At 68.7% G+C, this 21,395-nt stretch carries 18 protein-coding genes; 5 read left to right on the forward strand and 13 right to left on the reverse strand.

The window, feature by feature from the left end; all coding sequences use genetic code 11:
- Positions 1-9 precede the first annotated feature (9 nt).
- The 9 genes from CRJ03_RS07210 to regB all read right to left on the reverse strand — a co-directional run bounded on the left by CRJ03_RS07210 (position 10) and on the right by regB (position 13,213).
- Positions 10-1,158 (reverse strand): amidohydrolase, encoded by a 1,149-nt coding sequence (locus CRJ03_RS07210; protein ID WP_104018220.1) that lies wholly within the window; start codon positions 1,156-1,158, stop codon positions 10-12.
- A gap of 211 nt (positions 1,159-1,369) precedes the next feature.
- A complete protein-coding gene (gene trxA, locus CRJ03_RS07215; RefSeq protein ID WP_104018221.1) occupies positions 1,370-1,690 on the reverse strand; it encodes a thioredoxin in 321 nt (106 codons plus the stop codon).
- A 48-nt stretch (positions 1,691-1,738) separates the two neighbouring features.
- Positions 1,739-5,134: a double-strand break repair helicase AddA gene (gene addA / locus CRJ03_RS07220; protein WP_104018222.1), complete on the reverse strand. Its 3,396-nt coding sequence runs from the start codon at positions 5,132-5,134 to the stop codon at positions 1,739-1,741.
- Entirely contained in the window at positions 5,131-8,079 is a 2,949-nt protein-coding gene (gene addB, locus CRJ03_RS07225) for a double-strand break repair protein AddB (RefSeq protein WP_104018223.1), read from the reverse strand. The genes addA and addB overlap by 4 nt, the downstream gene beginning before the upstream one ends.
- A complete protein-coding gene (locus CRJ03_RS07230; RefSeq protein ID WP_104018224.1) occupies positions 8,066-8,755 on the reverse strand; it encodes a nucleotidyltransferase family protein in 690 nt (229 codons plus the stop codon). The genes addB and CRJ03_RS07230 overlap by 14 nt, the downstream gene beginning before the upstream one ends.
- The gene (locus tag CRJ03_RS07235; protein WP_104018225.1) at positions 8,752-9,768 is read right to left on the reverse strand and encodes an aminoglycoside phosphotransferase family protein; all 1,017 of its coding nucleotides are present in this window, start codon (positions 9,766-9,768) and stop codon (positions 8,752-8,754) included. Before CRJ03_RS07235 ends, CRJ03_RS07230 begins: the two co-directional genes overlap by 4 nt.
- Complete coding sequence (tsaE, locus tag CRJ03_RS07240; protein ID WP_104018226.1) at positions 9,761-10,246, reverse strand: tRNA (adenosine(37)-N6)-threonylcarbamoyltransferase complex ATPase subunit type 1 TsaE; 486 nt, start codon at positions 10,244-10,246, stop codon at positions 9,761-9,763. The genes CRJ03_RS07235 and tsaE overlap by 8 nt, the downstream gene beginning before the upstream one ends.
- Positions 10,247-10,296: 50 nt before the next feature.
- On the reverse strand, positions 10,297-11,766 hold the full coding sequence (locus tag CRJ03_RS07245) for a PAS-domain containing protein (RefSeq protein WP_165375276.1): 1,470 nt from the start codon (positions 11,764-11,766) through the stop codon (positions 10,297-10,299).
- Positions 11,767-11,848: 82 nt separating this feature from the next.
- Entirely contained in the window at positions 11,849-13,213 is a 1,365-nt protein-coding gene (gene regB, locus CRJ03_RS07250; protein WP_104018228.1) for a sensor histidine kinase RegB, read from the reverse strand.
- Between the two features lie 82 nt (positions 13,214-13,295).
- On the opposite strand from regB, the gene CRJ03_RS07255 reads away from it, so the two are divergent.
- From CRJ03_RS07255 to CRJ03_RS07275, 5 genes are all read left to right on the forward strand, one after another.
- Positions 13,296-13,931 (forward strand): SCO family protein, encoded by a 636-nt coding sequence (locus CRJ03_RS07255; RefSeq protein WP_104018229.1) that lies wholly within the window; start codon positions 13,296-13,298, stop codon positions 13,929-13,931.
- A gap of 72 nt (positions 13,932-14,003) precedes the next feature.
- Positions 14,004-14,555, forward strand: coding sequence for an ActR/PrrA/RegA family redox response regulator transcription factor (locus tag CRJ03_RS07260; RefSeq protein WP_104018230.1), 552 nt, complete (start codon positions 14,004-14,006; stop codon positions 14,553-14,555).
- A 149-nt stretch (positions 14,556-14,704) separates the two neighbouring features.
- The gene (locus CRJ03_RS07265) at positions 14,705-15,691 is read left to right on the forward strand and encodes a glycosyltransferase family 2 protein (protein ID WP_104018231.1); all 987 of its coding nucleotides are present in this window, start codon (positions 14,705-14,707) and stop codon (positions 15,689-15,691) included.
- A 32-nt stretch (positions 15,692-15,723) separates the two neighbouring features.
- Positions 15,724-17,424 (forward strand): DUF5927 domain-containing protein, encoded by a 1,701-nt coding sequence (locus CRJ03_RS07270; RefSeq protein ID WP_104018332.1) that lies wholly within the window; start codon positions 15,724-15,726, stop codon positions 17,422-17,424.
- 6 nt (positions 17,425-17,430) lie between these two features.
- Positions 17,431-18,861, forward strand: a complete 1,431-nt coding sequence (locus CRJ03_RS07275; protein WP_104018232.1) for a nodulation protein NodH — start codon at positions 17,431-17,433, stop codon at positions 18,859-18,861.
- A 3-nt stretch (positions 18,862-18,864) separates the two neighbouring features.
- On the opposite strand, the gene CRJ03_RS07280 is transcribed toward CRJ03_RS07275, so the two are convergent.
- From CRJ03_RS07280 to lptA, 4 genes are all read right to left on the reverse strand, one after another.
- Positions 18,865-19,329 carry a PTS sugar transporter subunit IIA gene (locus CRJ03_RS07280; protein ID WP_104018233.1) on the reverse strand — a complete coding sequence of 155 codons (465 nt, stop codon included), beginning with the start codon at positions 19,327-19,329 and terminating at the stop codon, positions 18,865-18,867.
- A 38-nt stretch (positions 19,330-19,367) separates the two neighbouring features.
- Positions 19,368-19,931, reverse strand: a complete 564-nt coding sequence (gene hpf, locus CRJ03_RS07285) for a ribosome hibernation-promoting factor, HPF/YfiA family (protein WP_104018234.1) — start codon at positions 19,929-19,931, stop codon at positions 19,368-19,370.
- Positions 19,932-20,144: 213 nt separating this feature from the next.
- Positions 20,145-20,909, reverse strand: a complete 765-nt coding sequence (gene lptB, locus CRJ03_RS07290; protein WP_104018235.1) for an LPS export ABC transporter ATP-binding protein — start codon at positions 20,907-20,909, stop codon at positions 20,145-20,147.
- The gene (lptA, locus tag CRJ03_RS07295; protein WP_104018236.1) at positions 20,906-21,394 is read right to left on the reverse strand and encodes a lipopolysaccharide transport periplasmic protein LptA; all 489 of its coding nucleotides are present in this window, start codon (positions 21,392-21,394) and stop codon (positions 20,906-20,908) included. Before lptA ends, lptB begins: the two co-directional genes overlap by 4 nt.
- Between the last annotated feature and the right edge of the window lies 1 nt (position 21,395).

Below are 21,395 nucleotides of genomic sequence, written 5' to 3' on the forward strand. Positions count from 1 at the left end.
GGTCTGTGGTCAGCCGAGCAGGTCGCGGGTGATGCGGTGGAAGATCCGCACACCCGAGGGGATGAGGTCGTCGGGATAGTCGTAATCGGGATTGTGGAGCGCCGGGTGATCCTGTCCGGCGCCGAGAAACAGCATCGCCGCCCGGGCGGAATGGCCGAAGCGCCCGAAATCCTCGGACGGGCGCATGGGCAGACCGCGCCCGTCATGGGCGAGGCCGAGCGCGTCGAGCGCGGTTTCGATGATGCGGGTGGCCTCGGGGTGGTTCTCGGAATGGGCAAAGATGTCATGCCACGCGATCCCGGCGGAGAGATCGTGGGCCGCTGCCGTCTCTGACACCAGCGTTTCCGCCGCGTTCACGAGGGCCGCCATACGGTCATCGGTGAGCGTGCGCAGCGTGGCGTGGAGGGTCGCGTCACCCGGCGCGATGCCGAAGGCGGGCGGCCCCATCCGCGCATGTGTCACGGTGGCGAGGGTGAATTCGGCCTCGTCCAGCGTGCCGTGCGACAGCGCCGTGAGATCGGGCATGAGGCGGGCGAGCGCGGCCATCGGCGAGGTGCCGGTCTCTGGCTGCGAGGCGTGGGCGGAGCGGCCCGTCAGGGTGATTTCCATGCCACGCGAGGCGCAGGTCACGGGACCGGGGATGAGCGAGACATGGCCTAGGGGCAGGCCGGGAAAATTGTGGAGGGAAAAGGCGTAATCCGGTGAAACAGTGTCGAATCGCGGATCGGCGAGCACGGCTGCCGCGCCTGCCCCGGTTTCCTCGGCCGGCTGAAACAGCAGCACGGCGCGGCCGCGTTCGGGGCGGGCACGCGACAGCAGGCGGGCGAGGCCCGCGAGGATCGCCATGTGCCCATCATGGCCGCAGAGGTGCCCGTTGCCGGGCACGTTCGAGCGATGCGGGGCCGTGCCGGTTTCGGCGATGGGCAGCGCGTCAAGCTCGCAGCGAAAAAGCACGGTCGGTCCGGGCTCTGCGCCCGCGTAGGTGGCGGCGATGCCGTGGCCGCCGAGGCCGGTGAGCAGGTGATCGGGCGCATGCGGCCCGAGCGCCGCGGTGACCCGGCGCGCGGTCTCGGCCTCCTTGCCGGAGATCTCGGGGTGGCGGTGCAGGTCGCGGCGGAACGCGGTGAGGTCGGCAACATCGGAATTGGTCAGGGTCATATGGACTCGCTCATTGCAGCGGGGCGGCTTGGAAAGGAGGGCAGCGCCTGCCGGGGGGCAGGCAGGCGCTGCCCGGCGGTGCCGCCGGGCGAGGGATATCCGCGATTGTGGCGCGTCATGCCAATCTCTTCATGAGGCGATCATGCGGATATCGGCGCAAAAGAAAAGGGCCGCGCGGGGCGCGGCCCTTCGCTCTCGACCTTTCCGGGTCTCAGATGCTGTCTTCGATCCAGCTTTGCAGCGCGGCCTTGGGGGCGGCGCCGGCGCGGTTGGAGATCACCTCGCCGTCCTTGAAGATGAACAGCGCGGGGATGCCGCGCACGCCCATCGCCACGGCGGAGTTGGGGTTGCTGTCGACATCGACTTTGGCGACCTTGATCTTGCCTTCCATCTCGGTGGCAAGCTCTTCGAGGGCGGGGCCGATCTGCTTGCAGGGGCCGCACCATTCGGCCCAGAAATCCACCACGACGGGGATATCGGAATTCTTTACCTCGGCGTCGAAGGTGGCATCGGTTACGGCGACGGTGGCCATCGGCATTACTCCTTGTGTGTGGAACTGTGTCCGGAACTTGCGCTGAACCTATGTAGCCCCGCCCCCGGCGTCAAGCTGTCCCGCCCGCATCAGCGCCGCGGTCACGAGGGCGTGTGGCAGCGGCATCAGCGTGGCGGTGCGCGTCCAGAGGAGCGCGGTCTCGACCTTGCGGTCAGGGTAGATCGCGGTGAGCGCGTGGGCATAGGCGCCCATCTGCCGCAACAGGCCCTCGGGGGTATCCTCGGGGCGGTCGGGCAGCACGGCGTTGGTCTTGAAATCGACGGCAAGCACGCGGTCGGGTGCGAGGATCAGCCGGTCGATCACCCCGTGGATGCGCCGCCCGCCAAGCGCGTCGAGCGCGGCGGAAACAGGCACCTCGGCGAGCGCATCGGCGGTGAAGAGGTGGGCGAGCGTGGGCTTGCCCAGCACCTTCTCCGCCTCGGCGAGCAGGAGCGCGATCTCTTCCTCGCCGGCGGCGTCGGGGCCGTGGCAGAGCAGGGTGCGGGCGGCGGCGGGGCGGTCAGTGGTGGGTAGCGGCGGCAGGATTTCCAGCAGGCGATGGACCTGCCGCCCGCGGCGCTTGGCGGCGGCCTCGTCAAGCCCGCCCTCGCCGGGCAGCGTGGTGGCGCCGCCGAGATCAGACGGGTTCAGGGTCTTTGGCGCGGTGTCATGCGCGGGGGCGTGGGCGGCGAAGAGCGGATCGAGGATTGTCTCTGCCCCAGGGGCCAGTTGGGCCGTATCAGTGCCTGTTTCCGGCCAGGCTCCGGCCTCGAGCCGGAGGCCGTCGCCGGTCGGGAAGGCGTGCGGTCTTGCCCCCGCCGTGGCGAGACCCGCGCGAATGCGGTCATGCCACGCCGCCCCGTCGGAGCCGAGGTCGCCCGCCGCCGCGACGATCAGCCATTTCTCGGCCCGGGTCATGGCGACGTAGAGCAGGCGGTCGCGCTCGGTCAGTTGCGCGGCCTGGCCGGTTTCGGCGGCGGTGGTGAGGGCCCCTGGCATCTCGTCCTTGTTGCCGCGCCAGAACGGGGTGCCCTCGTGCATGACGATGGCCGGGGCGGTGGGCGCGTTCCATTTCCCGGCCTGCGGCAGGATGACCACCGGTGCCTCCAGCCCCTTGGCGCCGTGCACGGTCATCACGCGGATGCGGTCTCCGGCGCTGTCCATCTGGCGCTTGATCTCCATCTCGTCGGTTTCCATCCAGACGAGAAAGCCGGTGAGGCTGCTGACGGCGCGGCCCTCGTAGGTCATCGCCTGCGCGAGCAACGCGTCGATGCCGTCCTCGGCCTCGGGGCCGAGCCGGGCGAGCAGGCGGCGGCGGCCCTCGTGGCGGGTGAGCATCCGCTCGATCAGGTCGTAGGGGCGCAGGAAGTCGGCATGGTCGCGCAGGTCGTCGAGGATGGCGAGGGTCTCGGGGTGGGCCGCGCGGGCGGCGTGCAGCGCCTCCCACAGGGTGCGGCGGCCGCGACGGGCGGCAAGGTCGAAAAGCTGTGCTTCGGTGAAGCCGAAGAGTGGCGAGCGCAGCGCGGTGGCGAGCGCGAGGTCGTCATCCCCGGTGGCGAGGAAGGACAGGAGCGCGGCGAGGTCGCGCACCGCAAGTTCGCCGCCGACCTTGAGCCGGTCTGCTCCGGCGACGGGCAGGTCGGCGGATTTGCAGGCGCGGATGATCTCGTGAAACAGGCGGCTGCGGCTGCGCACGAGGATCAGCACGTCGCCCGCCCGCATCAGCCGCGCGCCGCCCTCTGCGTCGCGGTCGGGGATGGCGGTGCGCGCGTCTAGCAGCGCGCGGATATGGTCGGCGATATGGCGGGCAAGGATCACCGCCGGGTCGGTCTCGGCGGGGATATCGACGGGGTGATGCCAGGGCGGCGGCTCGGCGCTTTCGGGCTTGGCCACGGGCGGCCAGAGATCGACCCGGCCGGGCAGCGTATCGAAGAAGGCTATGTGGCTCTGATCCGGCGCGAAACCGCTGTCTTCGGCCCCGGAGAGGCACGTATCCACCGCCCGCAGGATGGCCTGTGAGGAGCGGAAGGAATAGTCGAGCCGACGCTCTTGCAGGGGGGTGCCGGTGGCGTCGAGCCGGAGGCCGAATTCCTGCCGCATCCGGTCGAACTCGCGCGCGTCGGCGCCCTGGAAGGAATAGATCGACTGTTTGCGGTCGCCCACCACGAAGAGCGTGCGCCGCACGTCCGCGCGCGCGCCCGCGCCGGCGGTGAATTCCTGTGCCAGCCGCTCGATCACCTGCCATTGCACGGGGCTGGTGTCCTGCGCCTCGTCCACGAGGATATGGTCGATCCCGCCATCGAGCCGGTAGAGCACCCATGCGGCGACCGAGGGATCGGTGAGCAGGTCGCGGGCGCGCAGGATCAGGTCGTCGAAATCCAGCAGGCCACGACGCTGTTTCGTGCGGGAATAGAGCCGAATGAAGACCTGCGCGAAATCGTGGAGCGCGCGGGTGCGTTCGACGGTGAGGAGCGCGAGGCGGGCCTCGCGGGCCATTTCGACACGCGCCATCCATTGCTCGATCTCGTCCATGATCGGGGCGAGCGCCTCGCGCGCCGTCTTGGTGGGAAAGCTGCCGATCTTGGCCGAGAACGGGGCTTTGGCCGACGCGCCGGTGAGAAACACGCTTTCGAGTACCGGCAGCGCGCCGAAATCGAGCGTGGTGAGCGCGGCGAGTTTCTCGGCGGCCTTGACGTCGTTGGAGGAACTCGCGCGCAGCACCGGCAGGAGCTGGTCGAGCAGCGCGCCCTCAGAGCCGAGAAAGACCCGGGCGGCGATGCTTTCGCGGCTCAGATCGCCGGGTTGATCAAGCAGCGCGCAGAGCGCGGCATCGTCGGGCGCGGTGGTGAAATCGGCCTGTCTGGCGAGGATGTCCCTTGCCAGCGCATCGAGGCTCTCGTCGGCGTGGTGGCGCGCGAGCGCGGCGAGCACCGGGGCCTCGCGACCGGCGGCGATCTCCTCAACGATCTCGGCGCGCAGCAGGCGTGCGGTCTGGTCGTCGATCTCTGCGAAATCCGGTGTCACGCCCGACTCCAACGGAAACCGGCGCAGGAGCGCGGCGCAGAAGGCGTGGATGGTCTGGATGCGCAGGCCGCCCGGCGTCTCGATCGCCTGCGCGAAGAGGCGGCGCGCGCGGCGCAGCATGTCGGGGCCGGTTTCGCCGTCGTGACCGAGATCGCCGAGCGCCGCCGCGAGGGCGCCATCGGGCATCATCGCCCATGTGCCGAGCGTGTCGAACAGGCGGATTTGCATCTCGCTGGCAGCGGCCTTGGTGTAGGTCAGGCACAGGATGTGCTGCGGGTTGACGCCGTCGAGCAGGAGCCGCGCCACCCGGTTGGTAAGCACCCGGGTCTTGCCCGACCCGGCATTGGCCGAAAGCCAGGTGGAGCGGTCGGGCCGCGCGGCGATGATCTGCGCGAGGGAGGCGGGGTGGAGCGTGGTCATTGGCCGACCTTCATGCGCTGCGGCGGATCGGTGATGTCCCATTCGCCGTGGCGGGCGAGCTGATCGTAATCGCCGCGTGCCTCGGTGGTGCGCGGGGCTCGGCGGGCGACATAGCCGGTCGCGGGGTCGCCGTAGGCGGCGATCAGCGCGGCAAGCTCTGACAGGATGCGCGCGGGCGGCATCTCGTCTAGCGGGGCGTCGATCTCGCCGGGCTTGGCGCCCATGCCGATATAGGCGGCGCGCCGCACCGGCATCGGGCCGAGATCGTCGAAATCACCGCGCTCGACCATCGCAGCCTCGAGCAGGAGCTGTTTGTTGAAATGCGCCTGTTCCTTTTTGCCCGGCGGGGTGCCGGTCTTGTAATCGTAGAGCAGCGCGCGGCCTTGCGGGTCGATGTCGATGCGGTCGGCCTTGCCGGTGAGGGTGAAGGGCGGATCGGCGAGCCGCAGCGTCGCGGGGCGTTCAAGCGCGGCGGGGGTGGCCCCGGCGCGGCGGGCGGTTTCCTGGGCCACGAACCATTGGGCGACCCGCTCCATCCGTGCGAGCCAGAGCGCGCGTGCCTCGGCCCAGGGCACGGTTTGGGCCAGAACAGTCTCTGTCATTTCCATCAAGGCGGCAGCGGTAAGCCGCTCGGGGTGGTCGCGCGTCTCGGCGATGAATCGCTCGAGGATGGTGTGGTGCACGATGCCGCGCAGGAGCGCGTCGGGCACCTTCATCAGCGGGTCGAGCGGGCGCAGCCGCAGAATGTGGCGGGCATAGATGGCGTATGGATCGCGGATCAGGGTCTGGATCTCGGTCACGCTCAACCGGTGGGGGCGCAGATCGGGCGGTGGGCAGGGCGCGGGGCGCGGGGCGCGCGGCTCCTCGCCCGGTGTTTCGAGCAGGGCGGCGCGGTGCAGCCAGTCCCGGCCGCGCGCGCGCATCGCGTCGAGCGTTTCGGGGCCGCCCTGATCGGGCAGGCCGCCGAGCAGGTTCTGCACCCGGTTGAGCCAGCGAGAGACCACCGTCTGCGCATCCGACGAGCGCACCGAGCGGGTGAGCCAGACCTCGCGCGCCGCGATCGCCTGCTGGAAATCATGCGCCTGAAGCCCGATGCGCCGCTCTGGCAGCAACAGCCCTGCCTGAACCCGCAGCGCCCGGTTGAGCCACGGGTCGGGCGGGGGCGGATCGGGCCAGCCGCCCTCGTTGAGCCCGCCGAGAATGAGCAGGTCGGCGCCCTGCACCCGTGCCTCGAGCGTGCCCCAGATGCGGATGCGGGGATGCGGCTCGACCGGGTCGCGCGCCTCGCGCGCGGCAAGCGCGTCGTGGACGAGGCGGCCATAGTCGAGCGCGGTCATGGTGCCGCCAGAGGCGGCCTCGGCGGCCAGCTCGTCCATCGCGGCGCGGGCCTCTTCGCCGGCGGCCTTGTCCCAGAGCGTGCCCGCGCCGTCCGGGGCCTCGGCCCCGCGGGCAATCCGCTCTGCCAGCGCGCGGTGGGCGGTCACGAGCAGGCCGAGCGGGTCGGGACCGGGCCGGTCGCGACCGATCAGGCAGGTGCAGACCCAGTCGATCCATTGGGCGATGGCGGGCTCTTCGCGTTGCCGGGCGGCGGCCCAGGCGCGCAGGCCGCCCGTCTCGGGATAGGGCGGGCCGTGGCGGCGGAGGTGATGCTCCAGCAGGCCGGTGAGCCGCAGGTGGGTGCCGCGCCCCGCGCCGGTGTGGGTCAGCGGGTGCTTGAGCAGGGCGAGCAGCGCGTCGGCCCCGGTGCGGTCGGCGAAGAGATCGGCGACGTGGCGCAGGAACCGCCCCGGTGGCGAGAGGTGTAGCGGCTGACCAGCGCTGTCATCGGGCAGGATGCGCCAGCGGTCGAGCGCGGCGGTGACCTGTCGGCTGAGCGTGCGGTCGGGGGTGATGAGGGCGGCGGTGATCCCCTCCTCGGCGGCGGCGCGCAGGCGCATGGCGATGGCCAGCGCCTCGCGCCGCGTGTCGGGTGCCTCGAGCAGGGTGACGTGCTGCATCGCCCCGGGGATGTCGGCGAGCGCCGGGCCGTCACGCAGCCATTGATCCGTCACCGGTGCGGGCCGCAGCGCCAGCGACACGAGCCGGTTGCGCGCGGGGCAGGGCGGTGGGGTGTCATGCCAGGGCCGGACCGCGTCCGGTGCGATCCCGGCGCCGTGCACGAGGCGGGCAAAGCGGAATTGCGGGTGGTCCTCGGACACCATGGGATCGGTCAGGGCGCCCCAGACATGCGCGGGCGCGTCGAAATCGAAGCCCGGCAGCACCACCGCCCCCTGCGGCAGCCGCGCCACCGCCTGCATCAGCAAATGCGTCGCCCCGCGCGAGCCGGTCGACCCGGCAACGATCACGGGGTGGTCGGGGGGTGTTTCGGCCCAGGCCGCGATGAGCGCCTCGACCACGCGGCGCTGGCGCGCCTCGGCGTCGGGCGCGTCGGCGCCGCTGTCGAAGAAGGGTCGGAGGATGCCGAGAAAGGTCTTGATCCGTGCCCAGTGCCCGGACTGATCCGCGATGTCGAGTGCGGCGATGGTCTCGGGGGCGACACCCTCGCCGTGCATCTCGTCGATGAGTTTGGCGAGGCTGTCGGCGAGGCCGAAGACGGCACTGCGCGGCGCGATATCGGGCGCGCGGTCGAGCAGCGCCGAGACGAGCTGCGCCAGTTCCAGCTGCCGCCGCAGGCGCGGGGCGGGGGGCGGCAGGCGGCCCGCCTGCCAGCTTTCGCCGAGATCGGTGACGAGGCTCAGACGTGGCAGAAGGCCGGGCGGCCCGTCGTCGAGGATGTCGCGCAGGCGGCGGGCCATGCGGCGGGTGTTGACGATGATCTGTACCCGCGCCAGCGCCTCGGGGGGCGCATCGCCGAGCCGTGCGCGCAGGCCGTCGATTAGCGCGCGGGGAAAATCGACGCCCGGCGCGAGGCCGAAGATTCGGGGGGCGGAATCAGTCTCGAACATGGCCGGATTTCAGCATGTCTTCGGCCACCGCGATGCCCCCGGGGTGGCCGACATCGCACCAGTGCCCCGGGTAGATTGCGCCGAAAAGGCGGCCCTCGGCGGCGAGCGCGTCCCACACGCGGTTGAGCGAGAAGGCGCGGTCGGGGATGTCGGCGAGGCAGGCGGGGTCGATCACCTGCACGCCGGAATAGACGAGGCCCGGATCGCGGGAGAGGCGGCCATCGGGGGCCCGCGTGAAATCGCCCGGCCCGGCATGGCCAAGGGTGCGGTCGGGCGGCAGGCACAGCAGCAGCGCGCCCATGCGCGCGCCGTCCCAGCGGGCTGCGAGATGCGAAAGCGGGTTCGGTCCGCGCCAGACCGCGTCGGAATTCATCGTCAGCACCGGACCCGCGCCGAGATGTGGCAGCGCCGCGCGCAGACCGCCGCCGGTGTCGAGGATATCGGGCGTCTCGTGCGAGAGCAGGATGCCGCGCCCGTCGAGATGCGCGGCCAGTTGCGGGGCGCGGTAGTGGAGGTTGACCACCGTGCGGGGCGGGGCATAGTCCGCCACGAGGTCGAGCGCGTGATCGATGAGCGGGCGCCCGGCGACCTCGACCAGCGGCTTGGGGCGGTCCTGCGTGAGCGTGCCCATGCGCGTGCCGAAGCCTGCGGCGAAGATCATGACCGGAAAGCTCATGCCGCGTGGACTGACTTGAGACGCGCAAGATGCGCGGGGGTGGGCGGCGGCAGCACCTCTTGCACCAGCGCGGCGAGGGGGGCGAGCGCGGGGTGGCGCAGGTCGGTTTGCAGATGCGCCCAGACGCGGGGAATGAGCGCCACGTAATGCGGCTTGCCGTCGCGCAGGCTGAGCCGGGCGAAGACGCCGAGAATGCGCAGGTTGCGCTGGGCACCGAGCCAGTGGAACGCGGTGGTGAAGCCCTCTGCATCCGCGCCGGTGGCGGCGATGTAATGGGCGAGCATCGCGTCGGCAGTGGCGGGCGAGACATCGCGCCGCGCGTCTTGCAGCAGCGAGACGAGATCGTAGGCGCGGTGCCCGCGCATCGCGTCCTGGAAATCGAGCAGGCCGACGCGCGCCACGCCCGCGCGGTCGGGCAGCCAGAGCAGGTTCTCGGCGTGGTAGTCGCGCTGGATCAGGACGCTTTCGCCCTCTGGCAGAGCGGCCAGATGTGTCTCTAACATGGCGCAAAGCCGGGCGCGAAGCGCGGCATTCCCGTCGCCGGTGGCACCGTGATGATACCAGTCGAGCGCGAGGGCGGCGAGATCGGCCATCAGCGGCGGATCATAAGGGGCGAGGCCCGGGGGCGGCGCATGGCGGTGCAGATCCACCAGCAGATCGGTGGCGGCGCGGTAGAGCTCTGGCTCCAGCGCCGGGGTATCCTCCAGCACGCGTGCGTAGAGCGCGTCGCCCAGATCCTCGAGCAGCAGCAGGCCCGCCTGGCCGTCCTGGGCAAGGATCGCGGGGGCGGAGAGGCCGAGGCTGCCGAGGTGGCGCGCGATCGCCGTGAAGGGGCGCACGTCCTCGCCGCGTTCGGGCGGGGCGTCCATCAGCACCGCGCGTGCGCCGTCGGGCTGCACCAGCCGCAGGTAGCGCCGGTTGGAGGCGTCGCCGGCGAGCGCGTGGCGCGCGGCGCTGCCCCAGGCATTGGCGGCGAGAAAGGCGTCGATCCGGGGCGCGCGGTCGTCAGGCATCTGCGTGCGCCTTTGCGTCCTCGAGCCGGGGTGTCCAGCGCGGATCGGACCAGCGCAGGGTGAGGTGGCGCGTCTCTGGCGCGGTGCCGTGGGCGAAATCGAGATGCAGCGCCGTCTCCGGGGTCATGTCGGCGAGGCGGTCGGGCCATTCGACGAGCGTGATGGCCGCGTCAAAAGCCTCGGCGAGACCGAGTTCGACAATCTCGGCGGGGTCGGTGAGCCGGTAGAGATCGGCGTGCCAGATATCGGTGGCGGGGCCGGGGTAGGTCTGCACCAGCGTGTAGGTGGGGGACGGCACCTCTTCGGCCGGCGTGGTGAGGGCGCGGATCAGGCAGCGGGCGAAATGGGTCTTGCCCGCGCCGACGGGGCCCGAGAGCAGCAACACGTCGCCTGCCCCGAGCCGCGGGGCGAGGTGCCGCGCCAGCCCGCAGGTGGCGTCGGGGCTGGTGAGGCGAAGGCGGCGGGTCTCTTGCGGCATGGGCCAAGACTACACGTGGCCCGCGCGCGCCTGCAAGCGCGATGCGGCGGTCAGGCGGAGAGCGCGGCCCGGGGGTGTTCTGGCGGTGCGCGGCGCAGCGTGAGCATCACCTGGCCGGGGCCGAGCGGGACCAGGCTCAGGGCCAGCGCGGGGCCGGTGTCGCGCGCAAGCTGCCCGGTCATCGCTTGCGGCTGGCTGTCGGCGTCGAGGCGGGCGGCCACACCCTGCCAGATCGTGTCGTCGGGAAACCGCGCGCGGCAGGTGTCGATCACGGTGTCGAGCGGCAGGCCAGCCTCTCGTGCGCCCGGGTCGAGCCGCGCGAGCGTGGCGAATCGGCGGTTGCAGAACACCAGCCCGGCGTCGCGGGACAGCACGGCGATGGCGTCGTCCACGCGGTCGAGCGCCGCGAGCAGAACGTCGCGTTCGGCGCGCTGGTGGCGGGTGGCGGAGACCTCGTCGGAGATGTCCTGGATCAGGAAGGCCACCGCGCCGTCGGGATGCGGCCGCCCGGTGACGCGGTAGGTGCGCCCGGTCGCTAGGCTCCAGACCTCGCGGTACTGGCCGTCATGGGCGGCGTCGATCATCGCGTGGATCTGGCCGCGCCAGCTTGAATAGTTGCGCGGCTCGGGCATCACCTGCCGGTCGCGCAGCATGTCGAAGAAAGAGAAAATTTCCGGCTGCCCGCTGAGGAACACGGGGTCGAGCCCGGTGAGATCGGCGAGCGCCGGGTTGAACATGGCGAGCCGGTGCGCGCGGTCGAAGACGGCGAGGCCGGTGGGCAGGTCGGCGAAGCTGCGCCCCAGCGTCTGGACGAAGTCGCGCCGCGTCTTCTCGGCGCGGACGAGGGGGGTGACGTCGGTGGCAAAGACCAGAGTGCCGCCGGCGTCGTCGTGGCTGGCGAGATCGAACCAGCGTGGAGGGCTGTCGAGCGCGACGCGCGCCGATCCCGTGGCTGACAGAAGCTGCGCCCGGTCATCGGGCGGCAGGGCCGCCGCCGCGGCATTTTCCCAGGTCACACGCCCCTCTTTGTCGCGCAGCCAGACCGGCATCGGCATCCGCGAGAGCGCCGCGCCCTGGCGCGAGGTTTCCTGGAGGTGTGCAAGAAGCGCGTGGCGCGTCGCCGGGCAGGCGGCGCGCGGGTCGCGCAGGGTGAGACGGGTACGGGGGCCGCCGGTCTCGACCTCCAGCGTGGCCGGGTCGGTTTCGGGGTCTTGCGCGGTGTAGCGGCGCGTTCCCCCAGGCGGCTGGCCGGGCAGCGCGAAGCGCGGTGCCAGCCAGCGGGCGAGCCGCGCCCAGTCATCGCCGGTGCCGTCCTGAGTGGGCGGGAGAGCGCCCTCGTCCGCGTCGGTGTCGATGAGTGCGCCGTCGCGCAGCAGAAAGGTGGAGGTGGCCGCGGAGTGATCGGGCGGAGCGGCGGGCGCGCGACGTGGCGCGGGCAGCAGCGCCCCCGCGATCCACAGCGCCGCGACCGAGAGCGCGAGCGCCGCCGCCGCCAGAATCACCATTTCCGTCATCGTCATCGCCGCCATCCATCCGCTTCGCTGTCATCGCGTTCAGCGTTGCGCAAACTGGTTAAGACGGGCTTAACGTCGATCCGGGCAGTCAGCCGGAGAACGGGCGGTTCTCGCCCAGACCGGCGGCCCCGGTCTCGTCAGTGACGGCAATTGCGGCGAGTGGCCAGCTTACCTCGATGAGGGCGCCGGGCGGGTCGGTGCCGTTGGTAAAGGTCAGATCGGCGCCCGAGCGTTCCAGCAGGGTCTTGGCGATGAAGAGGCCAAGTCCCATGCCCTCGTAGCCCGGCCTGTGCGGATCGGGCGCGGCGCCGCGGCGGCGCATGAACGGCTCGCCCAGGCGCCCGATCATGTCCGGGGGAAAGCCGCGCCCGTCATCCATGATTCGCAGGGTGATGCGGCGGTCGCTCCAGCGGGTCTCTACGATGACCGTCTCGCGCGCGAAATCGACCGCGTTCTGGATCAGGTTGCGCAGGCCGTGGATGATCTCGGGGCGGCGCAGCACCGTGGGCTGCGTCGTCGGGTCGTCGCCATTGGCGCCGTGGCGGAAGCGGATGCGTTTGCCGCGATCGACATGCGGCTCGGCGGCTTCCTCGACCAGGGCGGTGAGGGGGGCGCGGCGCAGGTGCAGGTCGTCCTTGCCGGCGCGGCCCATCGAGCGAAGGATATCGCGGCAACGATTCGCCTGGTCGCGGATCAGCAGCGCGTCCTCGCGCAGGTCGGGGCGGTCGTCGAGATCATCGGCCAATTCGGTGCTGGTGAGCTTTATGGTGGCGAGCGGCGTGCCCAGTTCGTGCGCCGCCGCCGCCACCACGCCACCCAGGTCGGTGAGCTTCTGCTCGCGCGCGAGCGCCATCTGCGTGGCCTGGAGCGCGTCGGACATGGTGCGCATCTCCTGCACGACGCGGCGCGAGTAGACCCCGAGAAACACCACCGCGATGACGATGGCCACCCAGTTGCCGAAGCGGAAGATGTCGGGCACGCGCAGCACCTCGCCCTGCACTGTGCGCAGCGGCAGGTGGAACTGCATCAGCAGCGTCACGATGACGATGGCCGTCACACCCACGAACACCGTGGAGCGACCGGAGAGCGCCGAGGCGGAGACGGTGACCGGGCCGACGATCAGGATCGAGAACGGGTTGTTCATGCCGCCGGTGAGATAGAGCAGCACGCCAAGTTGCAGCATGTCGAACAGCACCACGAGGAGCGCATCCTGTTCGGCGAGGCGCTTGGTCTCGGCGAAGACGAAGGTGGCGACGAGGTTGGAGGCGACGGACACGCCGATCACGAGAAAGCACAGCCCCATTTCCAGGTCGAGGTGGAAGAAATGTTCGGCAACGACGAGCGCGCTGGCCTGCCCGGCGATGGCCCACCAGCGAAGGAGGGTTAGCGTCTTGAGGCGGATCCAGTTGCGCCCGTGGCCAGGCGGGAAGCTGTCGGGGGAGATATCGGACATCTGCGCGGACACGTCCCATTGTGTGAACCAAGGATCGAAGGTAGAGGGTTGCACCGGAAACCGACCGAGGCAAGAGAGACCAATGATCCGCACCGTTGCCATTGCCGCCGCCGCCATCGCCGTCGCGGGACTTGGGGCCATGTATGTCGTCGGCCTTGGCGGGGGCGATTCCGAGGATCGCTTTGCCCAGTGCCGGGCGTCGAACGTGGCCGGGGGCACCGCGCAGATCGGCGGGCCGTTCGAGCTTGTGAGCGAGACCGGCGAGACGGTGACCGACAAGGACGTGATCGACAAGCCGACGCTGATTTATTTCGGCTATACCTTCTGCCCCGATATCTGCCCGCTGGATGCCGCGCGCAACGCCGCCGCCGTGGATCTGCTCGAAGAGCGCGGTCACATGGTCAAGCCGGTCTTCATCTCGATTGACCCAAAGCGTGACACGCCCGAGGTGATGGCGGAATTCACCGATTACCTGCACCCCCGGATGCTGGGCCTCACCGGCAGCGAGGAGCAGGTGCGCGCCGCGTCCAAGGCCTATCGCACCTATTACCAGGCGCAGGAACCCGAGGACGGCGCGGAGGAGTTCTACCTCGTGGACCACTCGACGATGAGCTATCTGAGCCTGCCCGGGCACGGCTTTGTCGAGTTCTTTCGCCGCGACGTGACACCCGAGCAGATGGCCGACCGGATCGCCTGTTTCGCCGACGCGGCCTCTTGACGCGTTTGCTTTGACGCCGAATAGTCCACGGGCTACAACCCCTTGCACGGATGCGCGCAAGGGAGGTCGGTAATGACCGCAGAACAACTCGATATCGGCGAGGACAGGACGCTTCTGCTGGTCGATGACGACGAGCCGTTCCTGCGGCGGCTTGCCAAGGCGATGGAAAAGCGCGGATTCGAGGTGGAGATTGCCGACTCGGTCGCCGCGGGCCGCGCAAGCGCGCTGGCGCGGCCGCCCGCCTATGCGGTTTGCGACCTGCGGCTCGGGGACGGCAACGGGCTCGACGTGGTCGAGACGATCCGCGAGCGCAGGCCGGATGCGCGGATCGTGGTGCTGACGGGTTACGGGGCCATTGCCACCGCCGTTGCCGCGGTCAAGATCGGGGCAACGGATTACCTGTCCAAGCCTGCCGACGCGACCGATATCACCAACGCGCTGCTGGCCAGCGATGTCGACCTGCCGCCGCCGCCCGAGAACCCGATGAGCGCCGACCGCGTGCGGTGGGAGCATATCCAGAGGGTCTATGAGCTGTGCGACCGCAACGTGAGCGAAACGGCGCGGCGGCTCAACATGCACAGGCGCACGTTGCAGCGTATTCTCGCGAAACGCTCGCCGAAATAGGATGCCGTTCAATCTGTTGCCGATACCGCAACAATTCTCTGAATAGTGGCAATCTGTTCCGATGCGGGGTTGTATTAACCGTTCTCGGGTAGTGTGGTGACGACAGGGATTTTTGGGGGATCGCTTTGGGGGTTTGGCAATCATACCGGATGCGGCTCAGGCGCAAACGGGCCAAGATACGTGCATTCCGCAAGCATTTCTCGCTGCGCCCGGTATCCGATCGCACCGGACAGATCCGCCCCGGCCAAGTGCTGCTGTTCTCGACGCTGCGTGACGAATATGTGCGGCTGCCCTATTTTCTAAAGTACTACCGCGACCTGGGGATCGCGCATTTCCTGATTGTGGACAATGACAGCAGCGACGGGGGAACCGAGTATCTCGCACGGCAGCCCGATGTGTCGCTTTGGACCACGAAGGCGAGCTACAAGCGGTCACGCTTTGGCGTCGATTGGCTCAACTGGCTTCAGGCGCGTTATGGCCACGGGCACTGGACGCTGGTGGTCGATCCCGACGAATTCCTCGTCTACCCGTTCTGCGACACGCGACCCATCCGGGCGCTGACCGACTGGCTCGATTCCAGCGCGGTCAAATCCTTTGGCGCGATGCTGCTGGACATGTATCCCAAGGGGCGCATCGACGCGGTGCCCTACCGCGCCGGGCAGGACCCGATAGAGATCGCCGCCTGGTTCGATTCTGGTAACTACATGGTCGAGAAGAACCGTCTCTACGGCAACCTGTGGATACAGGGCGGGCCGCGTGCGCGGGTGTTTTTCGCCGACCGGCCCAAGAAGGCGCCGGCGCTCAACAAGACGCCGCTGGTGCGCTGGGACCGGCGCTATGCCTATGACAGCTCTACCCACATGCTGCTGCCGCGCGGGCTCAACCTCACCTATGACGAGTGGGGCGGCGAGAAGGCGAGCGGCATCCTGTTGCACGCCAAGTTTCTCGACACCTTTGCCACCAAGGCCGAGGAAGAGCTGAGCCGGGGTCAGCACTACGCGGGCAGCGTGGAGTACAAGGCCTATGCCGCGCATGTGCGCGACAACCCCGAACTTTGGTGCAAGTGGTCGGAAAAGTATATAAACTGGCGGCAGTTGGAGATCCTTGGGCTGATGTCAAAGGGCAACTGGGCATGAGGCAGGGCCAGGGGGCAGGGAATGGCAGCGACATGAGCCTCGGCATCGTCATGCTGGTTCATACCGCCTTTGGCCGGGCCGAGCAGGTTGCGCGCCATTGGGCGGCGTCGGGCTGTCCGCTGGTGATCCACGTCGACAAATCGGTGCCGCGCAAGGCCCACGCCGATTTTGTCGAGGCGCTGTCGGACCTGCCGGACCTGCGCTTTGCCAAACGCCATCGCTGCGAATGGGGCATGTGGGGGCTGGTGGCGGCCACGCAGGATGCCTCGGAGGTCATGCTGCGCGCGTTTCCCGACGTGCGGCATGTCTACCTCGCGTCCGGGTCCTGCCTGCCGCTGCGCCCGGTGCAGGAGCTGATCGACTATCTCGCCGCGCGCCCGCATGCCGATTTCATCGAGAGCGCGACGACGGCGGACGTGCCCTGGACAATCGGCGGGCTGGACGAGGAGCGATTTACCCTGCGGTTCCCGTTTTCCTGGCGCAAGAACCGGTATCTGTTCGACAAATACGTGGCGCTGCAACGCGGCGTGGGGTTCCGGCGGCGCATCCCCAACGGCATCGTGCCGCACATGGGCAGCCAGTGGTGGTGCCTCACGCGGCAGACGCTTTCGGCGGTGCTTCAGGACCCGGAGCGCCCGGTCTACGACCGCTACTTCTCGAAGGTGTGGATCCCCGATGAGAGCTATTTCCAGACCCTGGCGCGGCAGTATTCCCGCCAGATCGAGAGCCGGTCGCTGACGCTGTCGAAATTCGACTACCAGGGCAAGCCGCATATCTTTTACGACGACCACCTCCAGCTCTTGCGCCGGTCGGACTGTTTCGTGGCGCGCAAGATATGGCCCTATGCCAACCGGCTCTACGAGGCGTTCCTGACCGATCAGGCCAGCGCGATGAAGCGGACCGAGCCCAACCCGGGCAAGATCGACCGTATTTTCGCCAAGGCGGTGGAGCGGCGCGTGCGCGGACGGCCGGGCCTGCTGATGCAGAGCCGGTTCCCGGTCGAGGGGCGCGAGAACCGAACGACCTGCGCACCGTATTCGGTGTTCGAGGGGTTCACCGAGTTGTTCGAGAATTTCGAGCCGTGGCTGGCGCGGGTGACGGGAATGCGGGTCCATGGCCACCTGTTCGCCCCCGCGCGCGCCGAGTTTGCCGATGGTCAGGCGGTGATGGCCGGGGCGCTGTCGGACAGCGCGGCGCTGCGCGACTACAACAAGCGCGCCTTTCTCACCAGCCTGATCTGGAATACGCGCGGCGAGCGGCAATGTTTTCAGATGGGCCCGGGCGACGAGGTCGAGGATATCGAGTGGGATATCGCCAAGGACCCGAACGCGCAGATTTCGGTGATCTCGGGTGCGTGGGCGGTGCCGCTGTTTCAGTCCAACGCCAATTTCGCCGACCTGCGCAGCGAGGCGGCGCGGCTCCAGCATGTCGAGGCAGAGCATCTCAAGGTGCTGCGCTCGCAATGGGCGCGGGCGCGGGTGCGGATATGGACGATGGCGGAATTCGTCGAATCGCCGATGGAGCCGTTGCAGAGCATCCTTGACGAGATCGGTCACAGCAATCCGCGCGGATTGGCCGAGGTGCCGCGCATGGCCGATCTGAGCGGTTTCGGGCAATTCCTGCAAAACCTCAAGAACCAGGGGATGCATCCCTACCTGATGGGCGATTTCCGGGCCGATACAGGGGTTCACGAGCCGCCGGGAAACCGGGGCAGGCCCTACCTTGTGCGGTAGCGGGCGATGACGGCGAGTTTCGATTATTTCGTGATCTTCGCGGAGATGCGCACCGGCTCCAATTTCCTGGAGAGCAATCTCAATGCGTTCGACGGGATCGAGTGTCACGGTGAGGCGTTCAACCCGCATTTCATCGGTTATCCGAACCGGACCGAGCTGCTGGGGATAACGCAGGCCATGCGCGACGAGGAGCCGGCACGCCTGATCGGGGCGATCAAGGGACAGTCGCAGGGTATCGGCGGGTTCCGCTTCTTTCACGATCACGATGCGCGGGTGCTCGACCCGATGCTGGACGATCCGCGCTGCGCCAAGATCGTGCTGACACGCAACCCGGTGGACAGCTACGTGTCGTGGAAGATCGCGCAGGCGACGGGGCAGTGGAAGCTTACCAACGTCAAGCGGCGGCGCGACAGCACCGTGCGTTTTGACGCCGGGGAATTCGAGGGCCATCTCGCGCGGCATCAGGCGTTTCAGCTCGTGCTGCTCAACCGGCTTCAGACCAGCGGACAGACGGCGTTCTACATCGGCTACGACGATCTGCAATCGGTCGAGGTGATGAACGGGCTGGCGCGCTATCTCGGCTGCGAGGCGCGGCTCGAGGCGCTCGATGCCTCGCTCAAGCCGCAGAATCCCGAGCCGCTGGAACGCAAGGTCGAGAATTACGACGAGATGGCGCGGGCGCTGGCGCAGTTCGACCGGTTCGACCTGTCGCGCACGCCGAATTTCGAGCCGCGCAGGGGCGCGGCGGTGCCGGGTTTCGTCACCGCCGTGCATGCGCCGCTTGTCTACATGCCGGTGCGAGGAGGGCCAGAGGCGGAAGTGCGCGCGTGGATGGCCGAGCTTGACGGGATGCCCGAGGACACGCTGCCCACCCGGCTCAACCAGGGCGCGCTGCGGCGGTGGATGCGGGGCAAGCCGGGGCACCGGCGGTTCACCGTGCTGCGCCACCCGGCGGCGCGGGCACATGCCGCGTTCTGCGAGCGGATCCTCGTGCCGGGGCCGGGCTGTTTCAACAGCATCCGGCGTACCCTGCGCAAGGCCTACAAGTTGCCGATCCCCGCCGACTGGCCTGATCCGGGCTATGACCGGGCGGCGCATCGCGCGGCATTCGCCGGGTTTCTCGGGTTTCTCAAGGCAAACCTCGCCGGGCAGACCGCGATCCGGGTGGATGCCCATTGGGCGACGCAGGCGGCGGTGATCGAGGGGATGGCGCAATTCGGCGCGCCCGACGCGATCCTGCGCGAGGAAGAGATGGCGGCGGGGCTCGTGGCGATGGCGCGGCAGGCGGGAATCGCGGCACCGCAAGCGCCGGGTTCGGTGGTGCCGACGGGACCGTTTGCGCTCGGCGATATCTACGACGAGGAGATCGAGCGCCTGACGCGCGCTGTCTATCAGCGCGACTACGTGACCTTTGGCTTCGCCGATTGGGCGTCTTAGGGCTCAGGCGGCCTGTGCCGCCTGAGCCTCGGACACGATGGTGTAGAGCGTCGCGCTGTCGTGGTTGGCGCGCAATTTGGCGCAGAACGCGGTGTCGCGCAGTGTGCGCGAGACCAGTGCCAGCGCCTTGAGGTGCTCGACCCCCGAATCGGTGGGCGCGAAGAGTGCGAAGACGAGGTCCACGGGCTGGCGATCCACCGCGTCGAACGGGATCGGCTTGTCGAGCACGGCGAGCGCGCCGACCACGTGCTCGAGCCCGTCGAGCCGCGCATGCGGCAGGGCGACGCCGTTGCCAACGCCCGTCGGGCCAAGGCTCTCGCGCTCCAGCAGGGCGTCGATGGCATCGGAATGCGGCACGTCGTAGGCCGCCTCTGCCAGTGCGCCCAACTCGTTCATCAGGCGCTTCTTGCTGCTGACGCCGGACAATGCGCGGACGGCCTCGGGTTTGAGGAGCATGGTTAAATCCATATTTATGACGTATCGACCGGCTTACCGGTCATCCTCGATCAGGGGTCAATCCAGCCAATATTGCCGTCATCCCGGCGATATACGACATTGACCGACTCCTTGCCTTCCTTGCGGAATACCAGCACCGGCGCGCCGGCAAGCTCCATCTGCATCACCGCCTCTCCGACCGAGAGAGAGGGGATCTGTGTCTCCATCTCGGCCACGATGATCGGTTGCAGGCTGTCGGGCTCGTCCTCGGCCCCGCCCACATCCGATGAGAGGATATACGAGGACACGCCGATGAGTTCAACCGGTTCCGAGCGGTCCTTGTGATGATCTTTCAGGCGGCGCTTGTAGCGGCGGAGCTGCTTCTCCATCTTCTCGCTGCAGGCATCGAAGGCGGCGTAAATCTCGTGCGCCTTGGCCTTGGCCTGCGCGGTCAGTCCGGTGGAAAGATGCACGACGGCCTCGCAGGCGAATTCGCTCGCATTCTTGGAAAAGGTCACTTGCGCGTCGGTCGGGCGTTCGGCGTATTTCGACACCACCGTGCCAAGCTCGTCCTTGACGTGAGTCTGAAGGGCCTCGCCGATGTCGATCTGCTTTCCACTGATTTGATAGCGCATCTTGCCTCCTTTTATTCCACGGACTGGCGCGGCACAGGGTGTGCGCGCGTGGTCAGGCCCGGTACTCGATGCAGATAGGGGACATGTCCTGATCTTGGCCAAAGCCCGCCCCACCGCGTGGGGATGATCGGGAATCCGGCGTGCGATCACCACATGTCATGGTGCAATTGACGCCCCTTGCCGGGCCTTTGTCAATCCGCTTTGCGCAGGCGATCACGAGATGCGAAATGTGTCGCCGAGATAGACCCGGCGCACGTTTTCGTTATCGACGACGTCGCGGGGGCTGCCGGACATCAGAACCTTGCCATCGTGCAGGATATAGGCGCGGTCCACGATCTCTAGCGTTTCGCGCACGTTGTGATCGGTGATCAGCACGCCGATGCCGCGCTTCTTCAGGTCGGCCACGAGGTGGCGGATATCGCCGACCGAGATCGGATCGACCCCGGCAAACGGCTCGTCGAGCAGCAGGTAGCGCGGATTGGCGGCGAGACAGCGTGCAATCTCGACGCGGCGCCGCTCGCCACCCGACAATGCGAGCGCGGGGGCGCGGCGCAGGTGTTCGATCGAGAACTCCGACAAGAGCTGTTCAAGCCGCTCGCGGCGGCGCGCGCGCGACGGCTCGGCGATCTCGAGGATGGCCATGATGTTGTCCTCGGCCGAGAGGCCGCGGAAAATCGACATTTCCTGCGGAAGGTAGCCGATCCCGAGCTTGGCGCGGCGATACATCGGCAGCGCCGTCACGTCGCGGCCATCGATAAAGATATGCCCGCCCTCGGGATGGATGAGGCCCGCGATGGCGTAGAATGTCGTGGTCTTGCCCGAGCCGTTGGGACCGAGCAGCGCCACCACCTCGCCCTGATCGAGCGAGAGCGAGACGTCGCGGATCACCAGCTTCTTGCTGTAGCTCTTGCGCAGGTTCTCGACCCGCAGGCCGGTCGTGTCGTTGCTGTGCGCGAGGCTGAGGTTCGCCGCGCTCATTGATCGCCACCCGGTTGCAGCACGGTCTTGACCCGCCCGCTCACGCGGGCGGTGCCCGCGGCGGTATCGACAAAGACCGTGTCGCCGGTGATCGCGTTGTCACCCTGCACGAGCAGCACGTCACCGCGCAGTTCGATCATGCCGGTGGTGATGTTGTAATCGGCGCGCGCCGCCTCGGCGGCGTCCTCGCCGCTGACAAGGGTGACGCCGCCGGTCGCCTCAAGCGACTCGATACCGCTCTGGTCGGCGAGATAGTTCACTCGCACCCTCGGGGCCGACAGCCGCATGGCCCCCTGCGAGATGACCACGCTGCCGGTAAAGAGCGCGGTGTTGTCGGCCTGGTTGACGTTGAGATTGTCCGAGGTCACCTCGATCGGCAGAGAACGGTCGCTCTGAACCTGGCCGAACGCCACGGGCGTGCCTTGCGCTCCTGCCAGTACCGGCAGGCACGAAAGGGCCACGGCGGCGGCAAGGCGTGCAAACATC

Source organism: Roseovarius nitratireducens, from assembly GCF_002925845.1.
GTDB classification, from domain to species: domain Bacteria; phylum Pseudomonadota; class Alphaproteobacteria; order Rhodobacterales; family Rhodobacteraceae; genus Roseovarius; species Roseovarius nitratireducens.